The following is an 18,062-nucleotide window of genomic DNA, read 5'->3' as shown; positions in this document are numbered from 1 at the left end:
AAAAAACAACCAAACCGGATAATGTTACCGGCGAGCCAGGCTGGCTCAGCCTGGAAATGGTTAAAAAATAGCCTTGCTGCGGGGCGCAGCAAGGCTAAAAAACATACAGGCTGTAATTAGTAGATTGGGATTATGAGTTTCAGGCTGTTGTAAAATTTATACATTCAGGATCATGCCGTTTCATCTTAACTGAATGCAGGTATTAATGATGGCAGAGCGGAAAAACAGGGCCGGTGCGCTTCAGTCTGAACTACGAATCGAGCTGCACACTAACTACGCGATTGGTTTATGGGAAGGCCGTAAGGCGGAAAAGCGTGATGACGGTAAGAAAGGAAAGCAGCCGATTATGGGGATGCCTCAGTTCCTTCACAGGGCCACTCAGATCAACCGGGATTCTCAGCAAAACGAACCCTGGGCTGATATGGCCATGCTGACCCTTCAAGAAAAAATTGAGTATGCCAGTCAGCAGATGAATGAGCTTATCGCATCCCTTGATAAGCAGATAAGTTTTGTGCCTCCTGGTGTCAGTATTACAGATGCGCAGGCAACTGAAACGCTTGATCTGACAGTATTCAGTGGCACCCCCCTCGGTTATCGCTGCGTTTTTTTACTGATGGGATTTGATCAGTATGCAAAAAGGGTTTTGCAGGCCGCCCATTATGGCATCATCTCCCGCAGTCAACGTTATGACATGCTGGGGAACGGAAGCCGTTTGCTGAGAGAGATTTATGGTTCTGTTTTGCGCTATCGCAAAGTAGGCGCAACCCGTCTCGACGCAGCTGAAAATAACGATATATGGCGCACTGCGTGCGAGACGGCCGGTGAACCTGACCGCGCCGTTCTGCTCGGTGAAAAACGCTCGGCGTTTTCCCCGCCTATTAACGAGGCCAGCGTGAACCTTCTGCGCCTGCGTTATAAAGCCGGACAGTAAGCAGAGGCCAGCCATGCGCTTGTTCATGTGTGAAAAGCCTTCTCAGGGGCGTGACCTCGCCGCCGTACTGGGCGCGACCCGTCGCGGTGACGGTTTTATGACGGGTAATGGCGTAACGGTGACCTGGGCGGTTGGGCATCTGCTTGAGACCGCACCGCCAGAGGCATACGGGCAGCAGTACGGTAAGCCCTGGTCGCTGTCTGCGCTGCCAATTCTCCCTCCAGTGTGGCAGGTTGTGGTCAAAAAGGAGACACAGGAGCAGTTTAAGGTCATTGAGAAACTGCTCAGGCAGGCCGATGAGGTGGTCATTGCGACCGACGCCGATCGCGAGGGTGAAGTCATTGCCCGCGAGCTGCTGGACTATTGTGACTGGGAAGGCCGGGTTCTGCGCCTCTGGTTTTCAGCACTTGACGAGCTCAGCGTCAGAGCAGCACTTGCGGATCTGCGCCCGGGTCAGGCAACACTCGGTATGTATTATGCCGGGCTGGGACGCTCCCGCGCAGACTGGCTGGTCGGCATGAACCTGTCACGGCTCTATACGCTTCGGGCCGCCGAGGCAGGTTTTGAGGGCGTGGTCTCAGTCGGGCGGGTGCAGACGCCCACGCTAGCGCTGGTTGTCCGCCGGGACCGTGAGATAGTGGCATTCGTGCCGAAGCCTTTCTGGCAGGTTAAGGCCGTGCTCAGTGCTTCGGGTATCAGTTTTCAGGCATCGTGGGTGCCGGCCGCCGTCTACACGGATGAGGTAAAACGCTGTATTCACCAGAACGTCGCTCTGCAGGTGGCGCAGCTCTGTCGGCAGGCGGGTGTTGCCACCGTGACCGAGTACGAAACGAAACGGGAGAAAGAGGGCGCCCCGCTGGCATTTTCACTGGGTACGCTGCAGCGGGCCTGCGGCAGGCTCTGGAATATGTCTCCGCAACAGGTGCTGGACACCGCCCAGAGCCTGTATGAAAAGCACAAGGCCACAACCTATCCCCGCACTGACTGCGGCTGGCTGCCTGAGTCAATGCGTGAAGAAATCCCGGCCGTGTTTGATGCCATGGCCCGGACTGACCCTTCCCCTGAATTTGCATCCCTGTTGTCACAGCTGGACAGAGGATTTGTCTCACGCATCTGGAACGATAAAAAAATCACGGCGCACCACGGCATTATCCCCACGCGCAATGCCGTTCAGCTGTCCACCCTGACCGAGACTGAGCGTCAGGTTTACCTGCTTATCCGCCGCAACTATCTGGCCCAGTTCCTGCCGCTCTGCGAGTCGGACGCAACGCGTATTTCCTTCGATATCGGTGGCCAGCTGTTCCGCACGACCGGCCGCACCGAAGTCTTTAAGGGTTGGAAGGTGCTGTTTGCAAAGGACGAAGAGAATAAGGACGCTGCTGAGGAAGACAGCGCTGGTGCCCTGCCGGCGCTCTGCAAAGGGGCACAGTGTAGCGTCACCGGCGCAGAGGTTAAGCAGCTGATGACTCAGCCGCCTGCGCACTACAGCTTTGACACGCTGATTGGTGCCATGATGAACGCGGCTGCGTACGTTACGGACCTTCAGTTGCGTAAAATCCTCAAAGAAAACGCCGGTCTCGGCACTGAGGCGACGCGGGCCGGCATTATTGAACAGCTGCTTAGCCGCCGTTTTATTGAACTGAAAGGCAGCAAACTTCTGGCAACAGATTTGGGTGCGGACGTCATCGATGCCCTTCCACCGCAGCTGACTGACCCAGGTATGACCGCGCTCTGGGAGCAGGCCCTTGATGAAGTAGCTGCCGGACGGATGAACCTCAGCGACTTTCTCCAGCGTCAGACCGCCTGGACCACGACGTTAGTCAGCCAGGGGATGCAGCAGCGCATCAGCATCCGGGTGCCGCCTTCGCCACCGTGCCCGCTCTGCGGCAGCAAAACTGCCCTGCGCAGGGGTCCTAAAGGGGAATTTCGCAGCTGTACGCGCTACCCGGAGTGCAGAGGCATCATCAGTCTGGATACCGGTAAGCGTAAAAGCGCTGGCAGGGCTAAGTCGCCAAAAACAAAAAAGAATTAACCCGCCTTATCCGATTGCGGGTCGTGTGTGCCTTTGTTATTGTGACGCCGGCTCTGAAGCCGCACCCCGTGACTGCGGGCTCTGTCAGCATCTAATGCATGTGCTGCCGGAATACAGTCTGGTCGCCCCCTGCTGCCTGTTCGGGAGGCGGCAAGGCACGAAAACTCCGTGAAACCCGTGCCGGGAACTGAACACGCCAGCGGAGCCTCTGCCTCAGGCAGCTTTACTCAGGGTTGAAGGTGCAGACCCCCATGGCGGTGCCGCGAGGTGCCGCTTTTTATTATCCGCGCACTGATGAATTTTCACACGTAGCGAGATTGACAACCGCTGCGTCCCGATAAAAGATAAAGAGGCTAACCGTTGTCCTTCCGACAACTGCCAATGTTCCGGTGATCTGAGAGGAACGCCTTCGGGTGATCACATGCCAATGCCATCACAACCTGAGAGATGGCGCTTTCGGGCGGTTTAAACCTGTTAACCTTTGCAAACAGGGACCTGTTCTCCAGGTTAAGGTCCTCTTCACCAATACAGCCTGTCGGCAGTTATCTGCTGACCCCCTGCGGGAAACTCTCTCCCGCACGGGACTGATGTTTCTCCGCACCCTGTTTCGTTTTACTCCGGAGATAACACCATGACTGTAACTGCAAACACCCCTGCTTCAAATAACGCCTCAGCTGCTGCCGGTACATCAGGTAACAGCCCTAAAGAGAAAGAGTATTTCAACCTCAATGTAAGCGGTATCGGCTATCTCAGTACGATACGTCGTGTTCAGGGCCCTAACGGCGAATTTACCTGTGCCGTGATCAATGCCCTGACCGGTCCGACTGACAATGCCTCCTACACCCGCTTTGATGTCACCGTTTCGGGTATAGAGGCAACCAGACTCATTAACCGCTGTCACAAAGCGGTCGATGAAGAGGAAAAAATCCTGATTGGATTTGTCCTCAGCGGCCTGAAAGCCGACGTGTTTACCCTGCAAAGCGGTGAGCATGCCGGTGAATCCCGTCCCTCGCTGAAGGCCCGCCTGATTAAGGTCGAGTTTATCAAAAAGGGTCAGGACGTCGTTTATAAGGCCCCTAACGCTTCCCAGTCGCCAGAAAACGGTCCTGCCACTCAGAAGGCTTACGACCCGGAATCTTTCTAAGCGTCACGGACACACCGCCGGAACACATCCCGGCGGGTGTGTTCCTCTCAACTCCATTTTTAAGAGGAATTCATTATGTCCGCACGCGGCGTCAACAAAGTTATCCTGGTCGGCAACCTCGGTCAGGACCCCGAAGTTCGTTACATGCCAAACGGTACTGCGGTGACCAGTCTTTCGCTGGCCACTTCCGAAACCTGGCGTGACAAACAGACCGGTGAAAACCGCGAAAAAACCGAATGGCATCGCGTCGTGCTGTTTGGAAAGCTGGCTGAAGTTGCCGGTGAATACCTGCGTAAGGGTTCACAGGTCTATATCGAAGGCAAACTCAGAACCCGGGAATGGCAGGATAGCGAAGGTACTAAACGCTATACGACCGAAACCGTGGTTGATGTAAACGGAACGATGCAGATGCTGGGCGGAGCAAAAAACAGCACCAATACCAGTGGAAACAATAAGCCGTCAGGCCAGCAGAGTGGATGGGGCCAGCCACAGCAGCCACAGCCTTCTCAGCCACAACAGTCGGCTCCCGGAAATCCGGCGAACGAGCCGCCAATGGACTTTGACGATGACATACCGTTCCTCGGACACGGCTATGGCGTCTGTCGTAAGGCCATTTATGCCATTTCGTAAAGTATTCATTAAGTTATACCCTCAGGAGCGCCAGTTTGACTGGCGCTTTTTTATTCACCATAATCGAGCCATGCGCAGGGTAAAACGTCTATGCCCGTTATACTCAGAATACGTGGATTCAAATTTTTCTTTTATTCAAACGAAGGTAACCCCCTCGAGCCTGCGCATATTCATGTTCGCAGTGCTGAGGGTGAAGCTAAATTCTGGACGCAGAGTGAAGTCCGGCTGAGTACTAATGATGGATTTGATTCAAGAACGCTCAGAGAGTTAACAAAGCTGGTTAAAGATAACCAGACGCTTTTTGTGGAGGCCTGGAATGACTATTTCAGCTAAAACGGTAAAGTTCGACGAAAGCACTATGTGGGTTGAGCTGAGCGATGGAAGAACTGTGGGAGTGCCACTGGTTTGGTTTCCAAAACTTCTCAACGCATCAGAGCGCGACAGAAACGACTTTGAGCTGAGTAAGCGGGGCATTCACTGGGATGTACTCGATGAAGATATATCAGTGGATGGCCTTCTGGCTGGTCGTGGAGACGTGACTCACACTCATCACCATGTTGCATGATGATTCAGAGACTAAAACGCCAGCTCAAAGCTGGCGTTTTTTATAACTGACAGGAACTGCCTTTGGGATGTCAGATCAGAACCCGAAGCAAAATTCTTTTAATGAGCGTTGATTTGCGTGACTTTAAAGCTATCAGGCTTGAATTTGTCACTGACGAATGGAGCGCTGATTGTAAATTTTTGGTCGGACTCAATGTTGTTTGCTCCACTGATAGCCTCACCGATTACTACACCATCTTTTAGAAGATTGAAGTGAACAAAAATATTTGCCAATCTCTTGCCGGAAATATTTTTTCCGATGCCATCAATCTCATAAATACCGCCTGAAGTCTGATTAAGCTTTAGGTCACTTACGTCCACCATTTTTCCCTCAGCATTGACATGGCCTGACGCGAGAGAGGCAAAAATCAGTGCTGAGACAAGTAATTTCTTCATAAAAAATCCCTCTTAAATTTGAGTTAGACATTAATCGGTCGCATTGCTAATGCTTTATCGGCCATCTTCTTTTTTTTCTTTAATATCCAGACAGAGTTTCACATTGCCCGTGATTATGGCACAGCCAGAATAGCAGTCCTGATTAAGACTATTCCTGGGGTGAACCTGATGGCAGTACCTTCCGGACAGGCCGCTAAACGCGCCGGCATCATTGCCTGCACGGTGATGCTGGCAGGCTGTGTGAATGCAGCCCCGACTGACACCGCATCGGTGTATTCCCGCAGCCGCATGCCGGCCCGGTTTGATGATATCTACCGCAACCATTCGCCTGAGGTGGTGCGCTACGATCGCTATACCCTGGTCAGCACCCGGCCTGCCGATGCGCAGATGGACCCGCTGAATCAGGTGGTTGATATCACCATGCCCGCGCAGCTGGTCAGCACGGTCGGTGAAGGCTTCCGCTATCTGCTGCTGGAGTCAGGCTATTCACTGTGCTCAGCAACCACCGCTGCGTTTTCCGAACTGCTGAGTCGTCCGCTGCCCGCCGTTCAGCGCACCATAGGCCCGCTGAAGCTCAGCGAGGCACTTCAGGTTGTCGCCGGTCCCGCCTGGCGACTGGAGGTGGATGAGGTAAACCGTGACGTCTGCTTTGAGCTGCGCGATCAGTACCGGAGCTTTTCAGCGCCGGTTGCCAGCCTGACGGCGACGCGCCCTGCTGTCAGCACACCGGTAACTAAGCCATATACAGCTCCGGTTGTGCAGAATAAAGCCGCATCTGTTCAGGCTCCTGCATCCGGGCTTGCCAGAAACCCCTTCACCGGCGACGTGGTCACGCCGCCAGAACTCAAACCTCAGAGTCTCATCGTACCCTCGCCGGTACTGCAGCAGGGTCAGGTGCCAGTGACTTCCTTAAGGATAACTTCCGCACCTGTGAAGCCAGCCCCTCAGTTGATCTCAGGCTTTACATCATCCCTGCCTGTATCAGCTTCATCTGGCTCCTCATCTGCTTCGCACCCGGTATCAGGCTCATCGCACACCGGCAGCAGGTCTGCAGCTTCCGGAGCAGCGTCGCTGACTACAGTGAACACCGCCCCTAAAGCCACTGCAGCAGTCCATCAGCAACCCTCCACGGCAGTCACACCGGCGCCCGCTGCGGACAGCCGTATCGTGCCGGCTTACTCAACGGGTACGCCAGTGACGCCACCCGCAACGGGCCAGACCTGGCGGGCAGAGCCGGGCACCACGCTTAAAGAGGCGCTCACCGCCTGGACGGCGAAAGCGCCCTGCGCCAGTGGCGGTAACTGGGTTCTGATATGGCCCGTTGCGCTGAATTACCGCATTGATGCCCCCCTGGTGTTCCACGGCAATTTTGAGTCGGTTCTGGTGCAGGTTTTCGATTTATATCACCACGCTGAAAAACCGCTGTATGCCGAAGCAAACCGTATTCAGTGCCTGGTCTCGGTCAGCGATACGCCTGCACGGGGAGAACGCTGAAATGGGGTTCGCCTTGCCCATCATAGCGCTGGCGCTGTTTTTTCTGTTCAGGGCTGACGATGCGCAGCGCCGCTCAGTTGACGTTGTCCCTCAGTCAGCCACGTTTGCCGCGTCGAACCGTCTGGCCACCGATATGCTGAGAACGGCTGATGCGGTTAACGACTGGCGTCATGGCCGTTCTGTGGGTGACGGACCGGTGCCTCCATTACAGACCGGGATGATGCCGCCGCCCGACAGGCGAATTAACAGTGTGATACAGAGCGGCAGGCTGTGGGTGTGGGTCGCGGATACGCCTGGCGTGTATGCCGCGCTGCGCAGTCAGTCTGCCACGTCCGCTCTTGCCCTGACCGTATCGGGTGGCCGTCTGCGTATGTATGACGGCACAGACATGAATCTTTCCCTTCCGTCCGGCGTGACGGAAGGGAGCATTGTTTACCTTAACTGAGGAGCAGCGGATGTCGCGCACCCCATTAAAACTGACGCTGCTTGCCGCTGCGGTACTGCTGTCTTCGTGTTCAGTTAAAGACGTCTCGACTATCGAAAAAGAGAATAACGCGCAGGCTGATACAGCACAGCGCGTGCTGAAGAGCCGCCAGGATATGTCTCAGCCTGCTGTCGTGTGGTCGGATAAGCCCTGGGTCAACCTCAGGCCGATACAGCCTGTGATATCGGCACCGGACGGCGTAAAACTGCCACCCTGTCAGGTAGTTCTGAATACCCCCGAAGGGCTGACGCTCGCGCAGATAGCGAGCCGCATCAACACCATATGTGATTTTCGTGTTTACATTTCACCGGAGGTCGCTGCCACACTCATGCGATCGGCTGGCGGTGGCGTGGTGACTTCACAGATGAGTGGCCGCCTTCCGGCTCCGGACGATAACGGTCGCGTGCCGCTGTCACAGATGGACATGCAACAGGCGCAGTCCGCCGCCGTCTCCGCTGAACCCCTCCTTTTTCAGGGAACGCGCTTTCTGGGCGACGCGCAGGAAGCCCTGAATATCGCGGCGAGCACGCTGGGCCTGTCCGTACGGCGCTCAGCGGGCCGCGTGGATTTTTATATTCAGGACACGCGCACCTTCCAGCTCGCCATCCTCAACACCAAAGTCAACAGTTCTGCGTCGATAACGTCCGGGGCCGGTGCGCAGCTGGGTTCAGAAGGCGGCACCGGCGGCACAAAAGGCGACGTCAGCTCGAATCAGAAAACGGATTACGGGATGAACAGCGACCTGTACAACGATATCCGCAAAACCGTTGAGCAGATCCTGACGCCGAAAAGCGGCCGCTACTGGCTGTCCGATGCCACCGGCACGCTCAGCGTAACGGACACCCCGGAGGTGCTGGACCGGGTCGGACGCTACATCGATTACCAGAATAAAGTCCTGAGCCGGCAGGTTCAGCTTAACGTACAGATCGTTCGTGTGACCCAGACCAGTAATGTCGACAGGGGCCTGGACTGGGGGCTCATCGTTAAAAGCGTCACCGGCTTTGGTGCGACACTCGGCAGCACATTTGCCGGTGCGCCGAACAATGCCGGCAGCGCAGGTATTTCCATCCTGGATACGGCAGGCGGCGGTGCAGCGAAGTTTTCCGGCTCACAGCTGATGCTGAAGGCCCTGGCTCAGCAGGGCAGCGTCACCATGGCGCTGAATCAGACCGATCCGACCGCCAACCTGACGCCTGTTGCCTACCAGCTGTCAAAAAGTACCGGACTGCTGAGCAGTTCTAACTCGACGGCCGTTGCCAACGTGGGCGTCACGTCGAGCCAGACGGTCACCAGTATCACGACCGGCCTGTTTATGACCATGCTCCCGTTCGTGCAGGAAAACGGGGATATACAGCTGCAGTTTGCCTTTAGCTACACCACCCCGCCGGACGTGAAGAGCTTCATCAGTAAGGACGGCAACACCCGCAACGACGTCGCCGACACCGCAACCGAAGGGCTGGCGCGTAAGGTCAACCTGCGCGCCGGTCAGACGCTGGTGCTCACCGGCTCTGAACAGCAGAACGCCTCCTCAGACAGGCAGGGAACATTCACGCCCGACAATTTTCTCCTGGGTGGCGGCCAGAGCGGAGCGAAAAGCCGCTCCACGCTCGTCATCATGGTCACGCCGATTTTACTGGGGCAATAACGATGAAAATCACAAAAAAAGTGTCATCTCCGCTTAACCCCGGCGTAACGGTCAGCGACAGAAAAAGCCGGCGCGACTGGGTGGCCGGTATGCAGTGGGAGAAGCCGCATGCACGGTTTCAGTGGCTTCGTCATGGTGCCAGAGCCGCAGATACGCATTACCTCATTCACGGACACCGCCCGCAAGCACTGGCGGGCAATGTCTCTCCCGCTCGCGCCAGAAGCCGCTTCTATTCGCTGGCCGTGGCGTTCCGGCTCTGTGAAGGCGGTAACGCCTGGGGCATATACCGGCTGAGCCGCGAGCAGGACCGCTGGGTGTTTTTTGCCGTCAGTAACGGCCACCTGTCCGTCATGGGCGATGTTACCGGCACGCGGGCTGAGGTGCTGGCCGCCGCCGAAACCTTTCTGCTTTTCAATGATTCAGATGCGGCCAGACTTCGCTGTGCCGCAGCGGCTGATGACAGTGTCGATGCGCTTTCCTTTACCTCGCGGCTGACCAGGCCACAGCTCAGACGCTGCCGTCTCAGCCGTCGTGTGAGCCCGGCCGCGCTCGCGCTTCCTTCTTTACTGCTCATTTCACTGCTGGGCGCCGGCTGGTATGCCAGAGACACCCTCAGTGAGCGGGCGAAACAGGCAGCAGACGAAGCCGCGTTTCGTGCAAGGCTAGCCATGACGCCGGCAAAACCTGTCGCGCCAGCGTCAGCGCCGCATCCCTGGGCACATCAGTTGCCGGTGCCGGACATGCTCAGTTTCTGCTGGCTGACTCGTGAGCCGCTCTACGCATCGGTTGCCGGCTGGCGCGTGACCGATGCGGAATGTGTGCAGCAGGGTATTCGCCTGCGCTATACGGCTATGCCGGGTGCCACGGTCAGTGACTTTGCGAAACGCGCCCGGGAACTGCTTGGCCACAGTGCCGTATTCAACCTGGAGGAAGGAGGGAAAAACGGTGACGTGTTTATTCCCCTTCACGTTACGCCTGCTCAGTTTCAGGACGAAAAGCTTCCCGGCGCTGATGAGCTGCTCATGCGCTTCATCTCTCACCTGCAGCGCCGGAATATCGGGGTGAAATTTACCGAAGTGAAATCGCCTGTTCTGGCGCCCGGAGAGGAAATGAAAACCGCGCCGCAGGATTGGCGGGAGTTCACCTTTACCGTCAGCTCACGCCTGCAGCCGGAGCGCCTTCTGCAGGGCCTGGACCCCACCGGCATTCGCCTGTCAGGCGTGTCCTTCACCATGAACGCTCAGGCGCAGTTCAGTTACACCATCAAGGGGAGCGTTTATGCGCAGAAATAACCCGGCGGGTCTCTGCCTGCTGTCATGGCTGCTGGTTAACGCTGCCTCATCGACAGCGGCCGGCAGCGATCCGCTGCCGCCCAACGTCACCCTGGGCGAGCTCGAATCCGCGCAGGCGCAGAACCTGCTGCTGGAGCAGAAGGTGCAGACGGCGCGGCTGCAGCAGCAGCTGCGCGAGAGCCAGACAACGGTGCCGTCTGCGCTGGCCCAGTCAGCGGTTGTGCCACCGCTCACATCGTACCCGTCTGCCGGTCAGATGCCTGCTTCACAGGCACAGGCTAAAGACAGCGGCAGCGCGGCTGCGACTCAGCCAGCCAGCATCAGGCTGGTCGAAATCTACGGAAGCCCCGGAAAGCTCCGCGCCCGCCTGCAGTTGCCCAGTGGCGGCATCGCAGAGGTGGTGAAAGGCGACCCGATCCCCGGCACGTCAACGCGCGTGACGGCCGTAACCGAAACCGTGGTGCGTCTCAGTGACGACACGGAACTTTCATTCTGAGGTGAAGATGATCCCGACTAAGGAAATCGCGGACTTTGTGTTTGCTGAGCACCACCCTGTGCAGGGTGTCACGTTGCTTATAGATAAAAACCGCCGTCAGGACCCGGCCATTCAGCGCTGGGCGATGGACTCGGCAAAACAGTATCACGGTGCTAAAACCGAATTTGTTTCGCTCAGTGAGCTCAGCCAGCGCCGTGAAAACGCGACCTCTCAGGGGCCGGGCGTCACGGAAGATGACATGAATACAAAAGACGTCAGCCGTTCACAGGATAAAGTGCTGAGCTATTTCCGTCTGGCAAAGGAACTGAATGCATCTGATATTCACATGGAAATCAGTGCCGATCGCAAAATCACCGTCATCCAGCTGCGCATCCATGGCGAACTGGAGGTGATTGACGAGCTCACCGATGAGGAAGGCACGACGCTGGCCTCCACCGTTTATATCTCCATGTGCGACGTGCGCGAACAGTCTTTTGTCGCGGGTCGCGAGCAGTCAGGGCGCGTCAATGCGAAATTTGCGCGTCAGGCCGGCCTGTTCGGGGCCCGGTATGAGCACCGTCCTACACCGGACGGCCTTATCCTGGTTATGCGCATGATCCCCGATGACAGTAAAAACATCCCCACACTGCCGCAGCTGGGTTTTCTGGCCGGGCAGATCAAAGTTATCATGCAGATACTCCGCCTGCCGTCCGGCATGGTGCTGGTGACCGGCCCGACCGGCTCAGGCAAAAGTGCCACCCTTCGCGTATTCAGCGATATCTGGCTGACGCTCACCGGCGGTAAAAAGCGTCTGCTGACGCTGGAAAACCCGCCAGAGGGACTCATCCCGGGCGCGATACAGACGCCGGTCATGCCTGATGACAACACGCCGGAGGCCATCAGCCGGGCCTGGAACAACGCCAATGCCTCCGCGCTGCGACTCGATCCCGATGCCATCCTTAACGGGGAGATGCGCGACCTCTATTCCATTATGGCCGGCATTTACGGTACCGAAACGGGACACATCTTCATGTCGACCCAGCATACGCTGAGTGCGATTGGTGCCCTGCGGCGCATGGAGCATTTTGGGGTTGAAAGACAGCTGCTGGCCGATGCGTCCCTTATCACCGGGCTGATTGGCCAGCGCCTGGTGCCATTGCTCTGTGAGAGCTGCAAAATCCCCTGGTCCGTGAAAGCGCCAGAACTGGACAGTGATACCCGTAAGCGCCTGGAAAAATACTGCTCTGTAGAGGGCGTGTGCTTGCCCGGGAAACTTTTCTTCAGGAATCCCGAAGGGTGTGAATGCTGTCGCAAAGTTATCCCGCTCACAAAACGGACGGTCAGCAAAGGCATTACCGGGCGAATTGCCGTGGTGGAAGCCGTCCGCACTGACGCGATGATGATGCAGTTATGGCTCACACAGGGGCCGGCCGTGGCCCGCCAGTACTGGGTCAGTAAAGGGGGGATCACCCGCGTGATGCACCTGCTGCATTACCTCGCTGACGGCCGCGTTGACCCGCTGGAAGGTGACCTGATTTGTCCGCTGGATGAAGACGAACTGATGCGCTGCGAGGTTTTACATGTCGCGTAATCTGCGTTTTCACCCTGAGCGTCACATGTCTTTCTTTGAAAAATGCCGCTATCACGCCGTCAGGCTGACCTTCACCGGCGCACACCGGCAGGTTTTTTACGAAAACATGCGTTTTCTGCTGCAAAACCGCAGGCCGCTGGACAGGTCGCTGATGATGATCGGCGATGTACACACCAGTTTCGGCGATAAGTGGCATCCCTTCCGTGAACTCACCGAAGACTGTCTTGAGGGGCTCAGGGATAACTCTCCCGGCCGCACTCTCGGCGATGTGCTGGCGGTGTGGGTGCCCTATGAAGAGGCAGCTCTCATCAGTGCGGGCATACAGACGGGCAATATTCCCGTCGCCCTGACTCAGGCTGACAAGCTGATCGACGCCCGTCAGCAGATCCTCGGCCAGGTCCTGTTTGCCTCGGTTTACCCGCTGGTTCTGGTCGTCCTTGGCGGAGGCTTACTCGGCGTCAATAACCTCTCACTTATCCCGATGCTGAGCAGAATGTCTGACCCGGCAGGCTGGACCGGTGCGCTTGGGTTCATGAAGGGGATTGCTGACTGGACGGAACACTGGGGTGTGGTGTCAGCGGCCGCTGGCGCAGGACTGATTGCGCTCAGCCTGTGGTCGCTCCCCCGCTGGCGCGGGAGGCTGCGGCGTTTCGCCGATAATTTTCTGCCCTGGTCTTTATATAAAGACCTGCAGGGTTCGGTGTTCCTCATGAACACCGGTGCTCTTCTGGGGGCGGGCGTCCCTGACCTTGACGCCATGCAGCTGCTGCACAGCTTTGCGCCGCCCTGGCTGCAGGAGCGACTTGAGGCGGCGATGGACGAGATGAGTGAGGGTAACTCTCCCGGCATGGCACTGCGCAAAAGCGGCTACGACTTCCCCAGCCGCGAAGCCGTTAACTACCTGTCACTGCTTGATGACGGTAAGGGATCAGCTGAGCTTATCAGCAATTATGCCGATCGCTGGCTGAAGCAGACGCTTAAGCGCGTTGCCCGCAGGGCCAGTGTGACCCGGCTTTTATCAATGCTTCTGATTCTGGGTTTCTTCGCACTCATCATCCTGATGGTCATGCAGATCCAGGACTCCAGTTCAATTAACCTTCACTGAGGACACACCATGTCTGTATCAGACAATAACGTAAAAAAACATCCGGACCGGGGCTGGGGATTTATGGAACAGGGCGCAATCGGTCTCGCTTATGTCATTGTCGCTGCACTTGTCGTGGCGGGGATCTGGAAACTGTTCAGTGCTAAAGACTCCGCGCTGGAGGTGACCAGCCTGCAGACAATGATGAGTAACGGCACAGCGCTTAAAACCGGGAATGGTTATGACTTCAGCAGCGGCGCCTCCATGACCGGGTTTCTGATTCAGAAAGGCGGCGCACCGGCCGGCTTTACCGTTCACGGTACGCCGTCATCCGGTACAGCGACCCTGACCAACAGCTATGGCGGCTCGGTGGTTATGGCTCCCGTTGCGACCAACGGTTATAACAACGGATTTACCGTGACTTCCCAGAGCGTACCGCAGGCGGGCTGCATTGATATCGCTACCCGCATGATGTCAGCCGGCTCCGCGAGCTCGATGATCATCAACAGTACTGATTTCAGCAGCGGGCAGGTGAGCTCAGAGGCCATCGGCCAGGCCTGTACGGCAGACAGTGGCCGGACCGGCAATAACACGCTGGTCTTTACCCACAACGGATGATGCGATGTCCCGTCCGGTGCTGAATGTATTGGTGTTACTGGTGCTGTTCTGCGCCCGTGCGCACGCGTTCTGCTTTGACGCGGCGGGCGCAAAATACCACATCGATCCGCTTCTGATTCAGGCTATCGCTACGGGTGAAAGCAGCCTGCGCCCGGGCGTGACGAACATTAACCGCGATCCCGGAACCGGGCGGGCAGTCAGCACCGACTACGGCCTGATGCAGGTGAACTCTTCCCATATCCCGGCGCTCATCGGGAAGGGTTTCATCAGAAGCCCGCAGGATTTACTGACGAAGCCCTGCCTCAATGTGCAGATAGGCACCTGGATTCTGGCCTCGCACTTTCAGGTGTGTGGCATCAGCTGGAACTGCCTGGGCTCTTACAACGCCGGGTTCCGTAAAGACCGGCACGAAACCCGCGAATCCTATGCCAATCGTATCTATGCCATTTACCGTAAACTGCTGCTAAAAGAGCGTGGAATAACACTGTGACACTGCTGACCCTGAGTATGCCCTGGCAGTTTGCTGCGGGCCTTTTTCCATTGTTTCTTCTGTTGCTTTGCCTGATGGCCGCCCGCATACGCACCGGTCTGGGGCTGTCTTTGTCTCCTTCCGTCACCGTTAATCAGGAAGCCACCGAAGCGGCCGTGTGCTGGCTATTTGCCACGGCCGCGACACTGGCCATGCTGTCCCCCCTTTCAACGCGGCTGCCGGCTTTCTTTTTTATCCTGTTCCTTTTCAGGCTGACCCTGACGGATGCGCTCACCGGACTGCTGCCGCGTTCCGTGACAGTCAGCTGCCTGATGGCCGGCCTGATGGCTTCACTCTGGCGGCCGCTTTCACAAGCCCCGGAATCAGCCCTGTCAGCGCTGCTGTCTCATCTGGCGGCGGCGATCACCATGCTGGCCATCACCGGCTGTCTGCGCCATCTCAGCCTGCTGAAAGGCGGCAGAGAGAATCCGGCTATGGGTGATGTGTGGATGAGCGGCGCCGTCTGCGCCTGGCTTGGGTTCAGCGGCTATCATGCCGTCGGTATCGGCGTCCTGCTTTTTACGCTGTGGCAGTTACAGTCACGCCGTGCTCCGGAGGGCGGGCCTTTCGGTCCCTGGCTGGCAGCCGGGGCCGTGATAGTGACGCTTTTTGAGCTTTATCAGCCCCTTATTACCTGGTGAATATCATGCCAACATGCAAATATCCCGATCGTGGCTGGGCGCTGTTCAGCACCGGCGCTGCACTCATCGTTCTGGTTTTTATCACCGCCTGGGGCAGTTCACTGATTCAGGACTGGCAGGCCAGGCAAAACTGGCTCAGGAGCGCCACGCAGGCCTCGCACTTTACCCAGGCCGTGAAAAGTTATGCAGGCCGCTATTACGATACGCTGCAGTCGACCGCGCCGGTCACGATCACGCCGGTCATGCTTAAAAACACGGGTTTTCTGGAGCCGGGATTCACAGAAACCAACGATTACGGCCAGCAGTATCTGGCCACCGTGGTGCGCAATGTGTCGCAGAATAACCAGTTGCAGGCGCTGGTTTACACGCAGAACGGCAGTCCTCTGCCCTTTATGGCCATGGATCAGATTGCCGTCAGCATTAACTCAGGGATGGGGGGCTACATCAGTACAGCAGGCACCGTCACCGGCGCCCGGGGCGGCTGGTCGGCACCCCTTCAAACCTTTAACGCGAATACCACGCCCGGCCATATTGCGGTGCTTCTGACCACGGATGAGCTGGGTGCATCCCGGGCTGAAAGCGATCGGCTTTACCGGTTTGCGGTAAACGGCAAACCCGACCTCAACACCATGCATACCAGCATTGATATGGGCGGTAACAATCTGAACAACACCGGTAATGTAAACGCGGCAAACGGTCATTTCAGCAGTACCGTCACGGCTAACGGCACCGTAACCGGTCAGGATGTGAACGCAAGAGGTAGCATGAATGCGGGCAATGCAGTTTCGGCAAATGGCACCGTGACCGGGCAGGACGTCAACGCGCGGGGCAATATGTTTGCGGGCAACAGCATTACCGCCAACAGCGACATTCGCAGTAACGGTGGCTGGCTCATCACCCGTGATGGTAAAGGCTGGCTGGATGAATCTCACGGTGGTGGCTTTTACATGTCCGACAATGACTGGGTACGGGTGGTTAATAACAAAAACATTTATACCGGTGGTCAGATACGGGGGGGGAGTATCAGGGCCGAGGGTGACATGTCTGCCGGGGGGATTCTTTATCAGGACAGTGTTAATACGGAATACACACCCTGCAATCCTGAAGGTGCGATTAGCCATCAGGCAGGCGGAGCCATACTTTCATGCCAGTCCGGAGTCTGGCGACGGACGTCTGCCACCAAAACTATTGTTTCAGCATCTGCAGATGTGATGCGTTTTTCCGCAGCAACGGCAACCTGTCCGGCTCCAAAAAAAATCGTGGGAGGTGGTGGGAACTGTGAAAGTCTGAGCCATGAGGGAACTGTATGGCTGGTCACATCAATTCCGTCAGGTGATGCGTCATGGTTCGCATACTGTGACTCAACCAAAAATCAGATTATCCGATCAACAAGTTATGCAATTTGTGAATAAGACATCAGCTTTACTGAAGGCGTTTATTGATCAGCACGAGCAACAGTCTGAAAGGAGCAATTGATACAGCTAACTTTTACTTACCGCTGGCTTTACACAAAACATGCAAAGTCAATTAAATCTTCAGAACCGGCTGATGAGTTAATCATCGCCATTGCATCGTGAATTTTGCACCTTATGGCCGTTCTGCTGAGCAGCCATAAGGAATTCACCGATGTCTCTTACCCACGCCTCACCCGATGAACTGGTGCCGGAAGTCACCGGCACCGGTCATGCTCCGGATGAGCCAGCCCATGATGCTGTTCCCTCATTACCCCGAAAACCGCCGATTGATCTGCGAAGAGTAGCCCGTCACGTCAGTCTCGGCGTGCTGGTTGCCGCACTGCTTGGCATCCTGACGGCCTCAGCGGTGCTTCTGGTAAAGGTTTCGAACCTGACCATCCGGGTCAATACCCTCGATGCAGCCTTCCGCAGCGGCCAGATAGGCCAGCTTTCCGCTAACGTCACCGTCATGCAGGAAAAGCTGAAAATGCTGGAAAAACAGATTTCTGCACTGGAACCAGTGCAGGAAAAAATCAGCACGCTCGCTTCCGAACAGCTGAAACTCAGCACCCGCATGAATCAGCTCAGCGATGCCGGTCTCAGCGATCAGCAGTCTGTGCAGCAGCTTCAGCTGCAGGTCGGACAGCTCAGCCAGACGGTTCAGGCGTCGGCCTCGGCACTTGAATCGCTGAAACAGCAGACCATGTCGACACCAAAAGTCCCTGAGCCTGAAAAGGCTACCCCTCAGCCGTCTCAGAAGGCGGCCGCCTCCCCAAAAAAGGCTAAACGGTCAGTCAGGCACGCGGCGATGCCGGCTGCACCGTTCGTGCTGACCGGCATCGAGCGCCGGGGCGGCCAGACCTTCGCCGTCGTCATTCCCCGTGGCGTTGACCTGATTTCGTCGATGCGTCTGCTCTCGCCCGGTGACGGCTTTATGGGCTGGACCCTGCGTGCGCTTGAGGTCAATGCCGCAGTGTTCAGCGTCAGCGGCAGCGCCGTTCGTCTTCAGGTTCAGTGAA

General features: G+C 56.8%; 19 protein-coding genes. 18 read left to right on the top strand and 1 reads right to left on the bottom strand.

Annotated features, from left to right (window positions below; translation table 11 throughout):
* Positions 1-208: 208 nt before the first annotated feature.
* From AC0T7J_RS19115 to AC0T7J_RS19090, 6 genes are all read left to right on the top strand, one after another.
* A complete protein-coding gene (locus AC0T7J_RS19115) occupies positions 209-931 on the top strand; it encodes a PFL_4669 family integrating conjugative element protein (protein WP_473795906.1) in 723 nt (240 codons plus the stop codon).
* A 13-nt stretch (positions 932-944) separates the two neighbouring features.
* Positions 945-2,963 (top strand): DNA topoisomerase III, encoded by a 2,019-nt coding sequence (locus AC0T7J_RS19110; protein WP_473795903.1) that lies wholly within the window; start codon positions 945-947, stop codon positions 2,961-2,963.
* Positions 2,964-3,594: 631 nt separating this feature from the next.
* Entirely contained in the window at positions 3,595-4,107 is a 513-nt protein-coding gene (locus AC0T7J_RS19105; RefSeq protein WP_473795900.1) for an STY4534 family ICE replication protein, read from the top strand.
* 75 nt (positions 4,108-4,182) lie between these two features.
* Complete coding sequence (locus AC0T7J_RS19100; protein ID WP_473795896.1) at positions 4,183-4,737, top strand: single-stranded DNA-binding protein; 555 nt, start codon at positions 4,183-4,185, stop codon at positions 4,735-4,737.
* Between the two features lie 90 nt (positions 4,738-4,827).
* Positions 4,828-5,070, top strand: a complete 243-nt coding sequence (locus AC0T7J_RS19095) for a DUF4160 domain-containing protein (protein ID WP_473795893.1) — start codon at positions 4,828-4,830, stop codon at positions 5,068-5,070.
* Positions 5,054-5,302, top strand: a complete 249-nt coding sequence (locus AC0T7J_RS19090; protein ID WP_473795890.1) for a DUF2442 domain-containing protein — start codon at positions 5,054-5,056, stop codon at positions 5,300-5,302. The genes AC0T7J_RS19095 and AC0T7J_RS19090 overlap by 17 nt, the downstream gene beginning before the upstream one ends.
* 98 nt (positions 5,303-5,400) lie before the next feature.
* Here the strand turns inward: AC0T7J_RS19090 and AC0T7J_RS19085 are convergent, their stop codons facing one another.
* Positions 5,401-5,736 (bottom strand): FxLYD domain-containing protein, encoded by a 336-nt coding sequence (locus AC0T7J_RS19085; protein WP_473795887.1) that lies wholly within the window; start codon positions 5,734-5,736, stop codon positions 5,401-5,403.
* A 168-nt stretch (positions 5,737-5,904) separates the two neighbouring features.
* Between AC0T7J_RS19085 and pilL2 the strand changes: the two genes are divergently transcribed.
* The 12 genes from pilL2 to AC0T7J_RS19025 all read left to right on the top strand — a co-directional run bounded on the left by pilL2 (position 5,905) and on the right by AC0T7J_RS19025 (position 18,061).
* Positions 5,905-7,230, top strand: coding sequence for a PFGI-1 class ICE element type IV pilus protein PilL2 (gene pilL2 / locus AC0T7J_RS19080; RefSeq protein WP_473795884.1), 1,326 nt, complete (start codon positions 5,905-5,907; stop codon positions 7,228-7,230).
* Between the two features lies 1 nt (position 7,231).
* Complete coding sequence (gene pilM, locus AC0T7J_RS19075; RefSeq protein ID WP_473795881.1) at positions 7,232-7,675, top strand: type IV pilus biogenesis protein PilM; 444 nt, start codon at positions 7,232-7,234, stop codon at positions 7,673-7,675.
* A gap of 10 nt (positions 7,676-7,685) precedes the next feature.
* Positions 7,686-9,359, top strand: coding sequence for a PilN family type IVB pilus formation outer membrane protein (gene pilN, locus AC0T7J_RS19070; protein WP_473795878.1), 1,674 nt, complete (start codon positions 7,686-7,688; stop codon positions 9,357-9,359).
* A gap of 2 nt (positions 9,360-9,361) precedes the next feature.
* Positions 9,362-10,651, top strand: a complete 1,290-nt coding sequence (gene pilO2, locus AC0T7J_RS19065; RefSeq protein ID WP_473795874.1) for a type 4b pilus protein PilO2 — start codon at positions 9,362-9,364, stop codon at positions 10,649-10,651.
* Positions 10,638-11,147 carry a type IV pilus biogenesis protein PilP gene (pilP, locus tag AC0T7J_RS19060; protein WP_031592657.1) on the top strand — a complete coding sequence of 170 codons (510 nt, stop codon included), beginning with the start codon at positions 10,638-10,640 and terminating at the stop codon, positions 11,145-11,147. Before pilO2 ends, pilP begins: the two co-directional genes overlap by 14 nt.
* A gap of 7 nt (positions 11,148-11,154) precedes the next feature.
* Entirely contained in the window at positions 11,155-12,717 is a 1,563-nt protein-coding gene (locus AC0T7J_RS19055; RefSeq protein WP_473795870.1) for a GspE/PulE family protein, read from the top strand.
* Positions 12,707-13,822 (top strand): type II secretion system F family protein, encoded by a 1,116-nt coding sequence (locus tag AC0T7J_RS19050; protein WP_473795867.1) that lies wholly within the window; start codon positions 12,707-12,709, stop codon positions 13,820-13,822. The genes AC0T7J_RS19055 and AC0T7J_RS19050 overlap by 11 nt, the downstream gene beginning before the upstream one ends.
* A gap of 9 nt (positions 13,823-13,831) precedes the next feature.
* Entirely contained in the window at positions 13,832-14,419 is a 588-nt protein-coding gene (locus AC0T7J_RS19045) for a type 4 pilus major pilin (protein ID WP_069025686.1), read from the top strand.
* 4 nt (positions 14,420-14,423) lie between these two features.
* Positions 14,424-14,909 carry a lytic transglycosylase domain-containing protein gene (locus AC0T7J_RS19040; RefSeq protein ID WP_031592661.1) on the top strand — a complete coding sequence of 162 codons (486 nt, stop codon included), beginning with the start codon at positions 14,424-14,426 and terminating at the stop codon, positions 14,907-14,909.
* Positions 14,906-15,589 (top strand): A24 family peptidase, encoded by a 684-nt coding sequence (locus AC0T7J_RS19035; RefSeq protein WP_069025687.1) that lies wholly within the window; start codon positions 14,906-14,908, stop codon positions 15,587-15,589. The genes AC0T7J_RS19040 and AC0T7J_RS19035 overlap by 4 nt, the downstream gene beginning before the upstream one ends.
* A 5-nt stretch (positions 15,590-15,594) precedes the next feature.
* Positions 15,595-17,001, top strand: coding sequence for a shufflon system plasmid conjugative transfer pilus tip adhesin PilV (gene pilV, locus AC0T7J_RS19030; protein WP_473795862.1), 1,407 nt, complete (start codon positions 15,595-15,597; stop codon positions 16,999-17,001).
* Between the two features lie 214 nt (positions 17,002-17,215).
* A complete protein-coding gene (locus AC0T7J_RS19025) occupies positions 17,216-18,061 on the top strand; it encodes a plasmid transfer protein (protein ID WP_473795859.1) in 846 nt (281 codons plus the stop codon).
* Position 18,062: the final 1 nt, after the last annotated feature.

The sequence above is a fragment of the Pantoea sp. E956-1 genome (genome assembly GCF_982223955.1).
Note: the sequence above shows the minus strand (reverse complement) of the source record. Positions and strands in the feature narration are given on the sequence as shown.

Excerpts from the sequence above, each read along its gene's own strand:
- AC0T7J_RS19115 (WP_473795906.1), top strand. The coding sequence starts at position 209 with ATGGCAGAGCGGAAAAACAGGGCCGGTGCGCTTCAGTCTGAACTACGA.
- AC0T7J_RS19110 (WP_473795903.1), top strand. The coding sequence starts at position 945 with ATGCGCTTGTTCATGTGTGAAAAGCCTTCTCAGGGGCGTGACCTCGCC.
- AC0T7J_RS19105 (WP_473795900.1), top strand. The coding sequence starts at position 3,595 with ATGACTGTAACTGCAAACACCCCTGCTTCAAATAACGCCTCAGCTGCT.
- AC0T7J_RS19100 (WP_473795896.1), top strand. The coding sequence starts at position 4,183 with ATGTCCGCACGCGGCGTCAACAAAGTTATCCTGGTCGGCAACCTCGGT.
- AC0T7J_RS19095 (WP_473795893.1), top strand. The coding sequence starts at position 4,828 with ATGCCCGTTATACTCAGAATACGTGGATTCAAATTTTTCTTTTATTCA.
- AC0T7J_RS19090 (WP_473795890.1), top strand. The coding sequence starts at position 5,054 with ATGACTATTTCAGCTAAAACGGTAAAGTTCGACGAAAGCACTATGTGG.
- AC0T7J_RS19085 (WP_473795887.1), bottom strand. The coding sequence starts at position 5,736 with ATGAAGAAATTACTTGTCTCAGCACTGATTTTTGCCTCTCTCGCGTCA.
- pilL2 (WP_473795884.1), top strand. The coding sequence starts at position 5,905 with ATGGCAGTACCTTCCGGACAGGCCGCTAAACGCGCCGGCATCATTGCC.
- pilM (WP_473795881.1), top strand. The coding sequence starts at position 7,232 with ATGGGGTTCGCCTTGCCCATCATAGCGCTGGCGCTGTTTTTTCTGTTC.
- pilN (WP_473795878.1), top strand. The coding sequence starts at position 7,686 with ATGTCGCGCACCCCATTAAAACTGACGCTGCTTGCCGCTGCGGTACTG.
- pilO2 (WP_473795874.1), top strand. The coding sequence starts at position 9,362 with ATGAAAATCACAAAAAAAGTGTCATCTCCGCTTAACCCCGGCGTAACG.
- pilP (WP_031592657.1), top strand. The coding sequence starts at position 10,638 with ATGCGCAGAAATAACCCGGCGGGTCTCTGCCTGCTGTCATGGCTGCTG.
- AC0T7J_RS19055 (WP_473795870.1), top strand. The coding sequence starts at position 11,155 with ATGATCCCGACTAAGGAAATCGCGGACTTTGTGTTTGCTGAGCACCAC.
- AC0T7J_RS19050 (WP_473795867.1), top strand. The coding sequence starts at position 12,707 with ATGTCGCGTAATCTGCGTTTTCACCCTGAGCGTCACATGTCTTTCTTT.
- AC0T7J_RS19045 (WP_069025686.1), top strand. The coding sequence starts at position 13,832 with ATGTCTGTATCAGACAATAACGTAAAAAAACATCCGGACCGGGGCTGG.
- AC0T7J_RS19040 (WP_031592661.1), top strand. The coding sequence starts at position 14,424 with ATGTCCCGTCCGGTGCTGAATGTATTGGTGTTACTGGTGCTGTTCTGC.
- pilV (WP_473795862.1), top strand. The coding sequence starts at position 15,595 with ATGCCAACATGCAAATATCCCGATCGTGGCTGGGCGCTGTTCAGCACC.
- AC0T7J_RS19025 (WP_473795859.1), top strand. The coding sequence starts at position 17,216 with ATGTCTCTTACCCACGCCTCACCCGATGAACTGGTGCCGGAAGTCACC.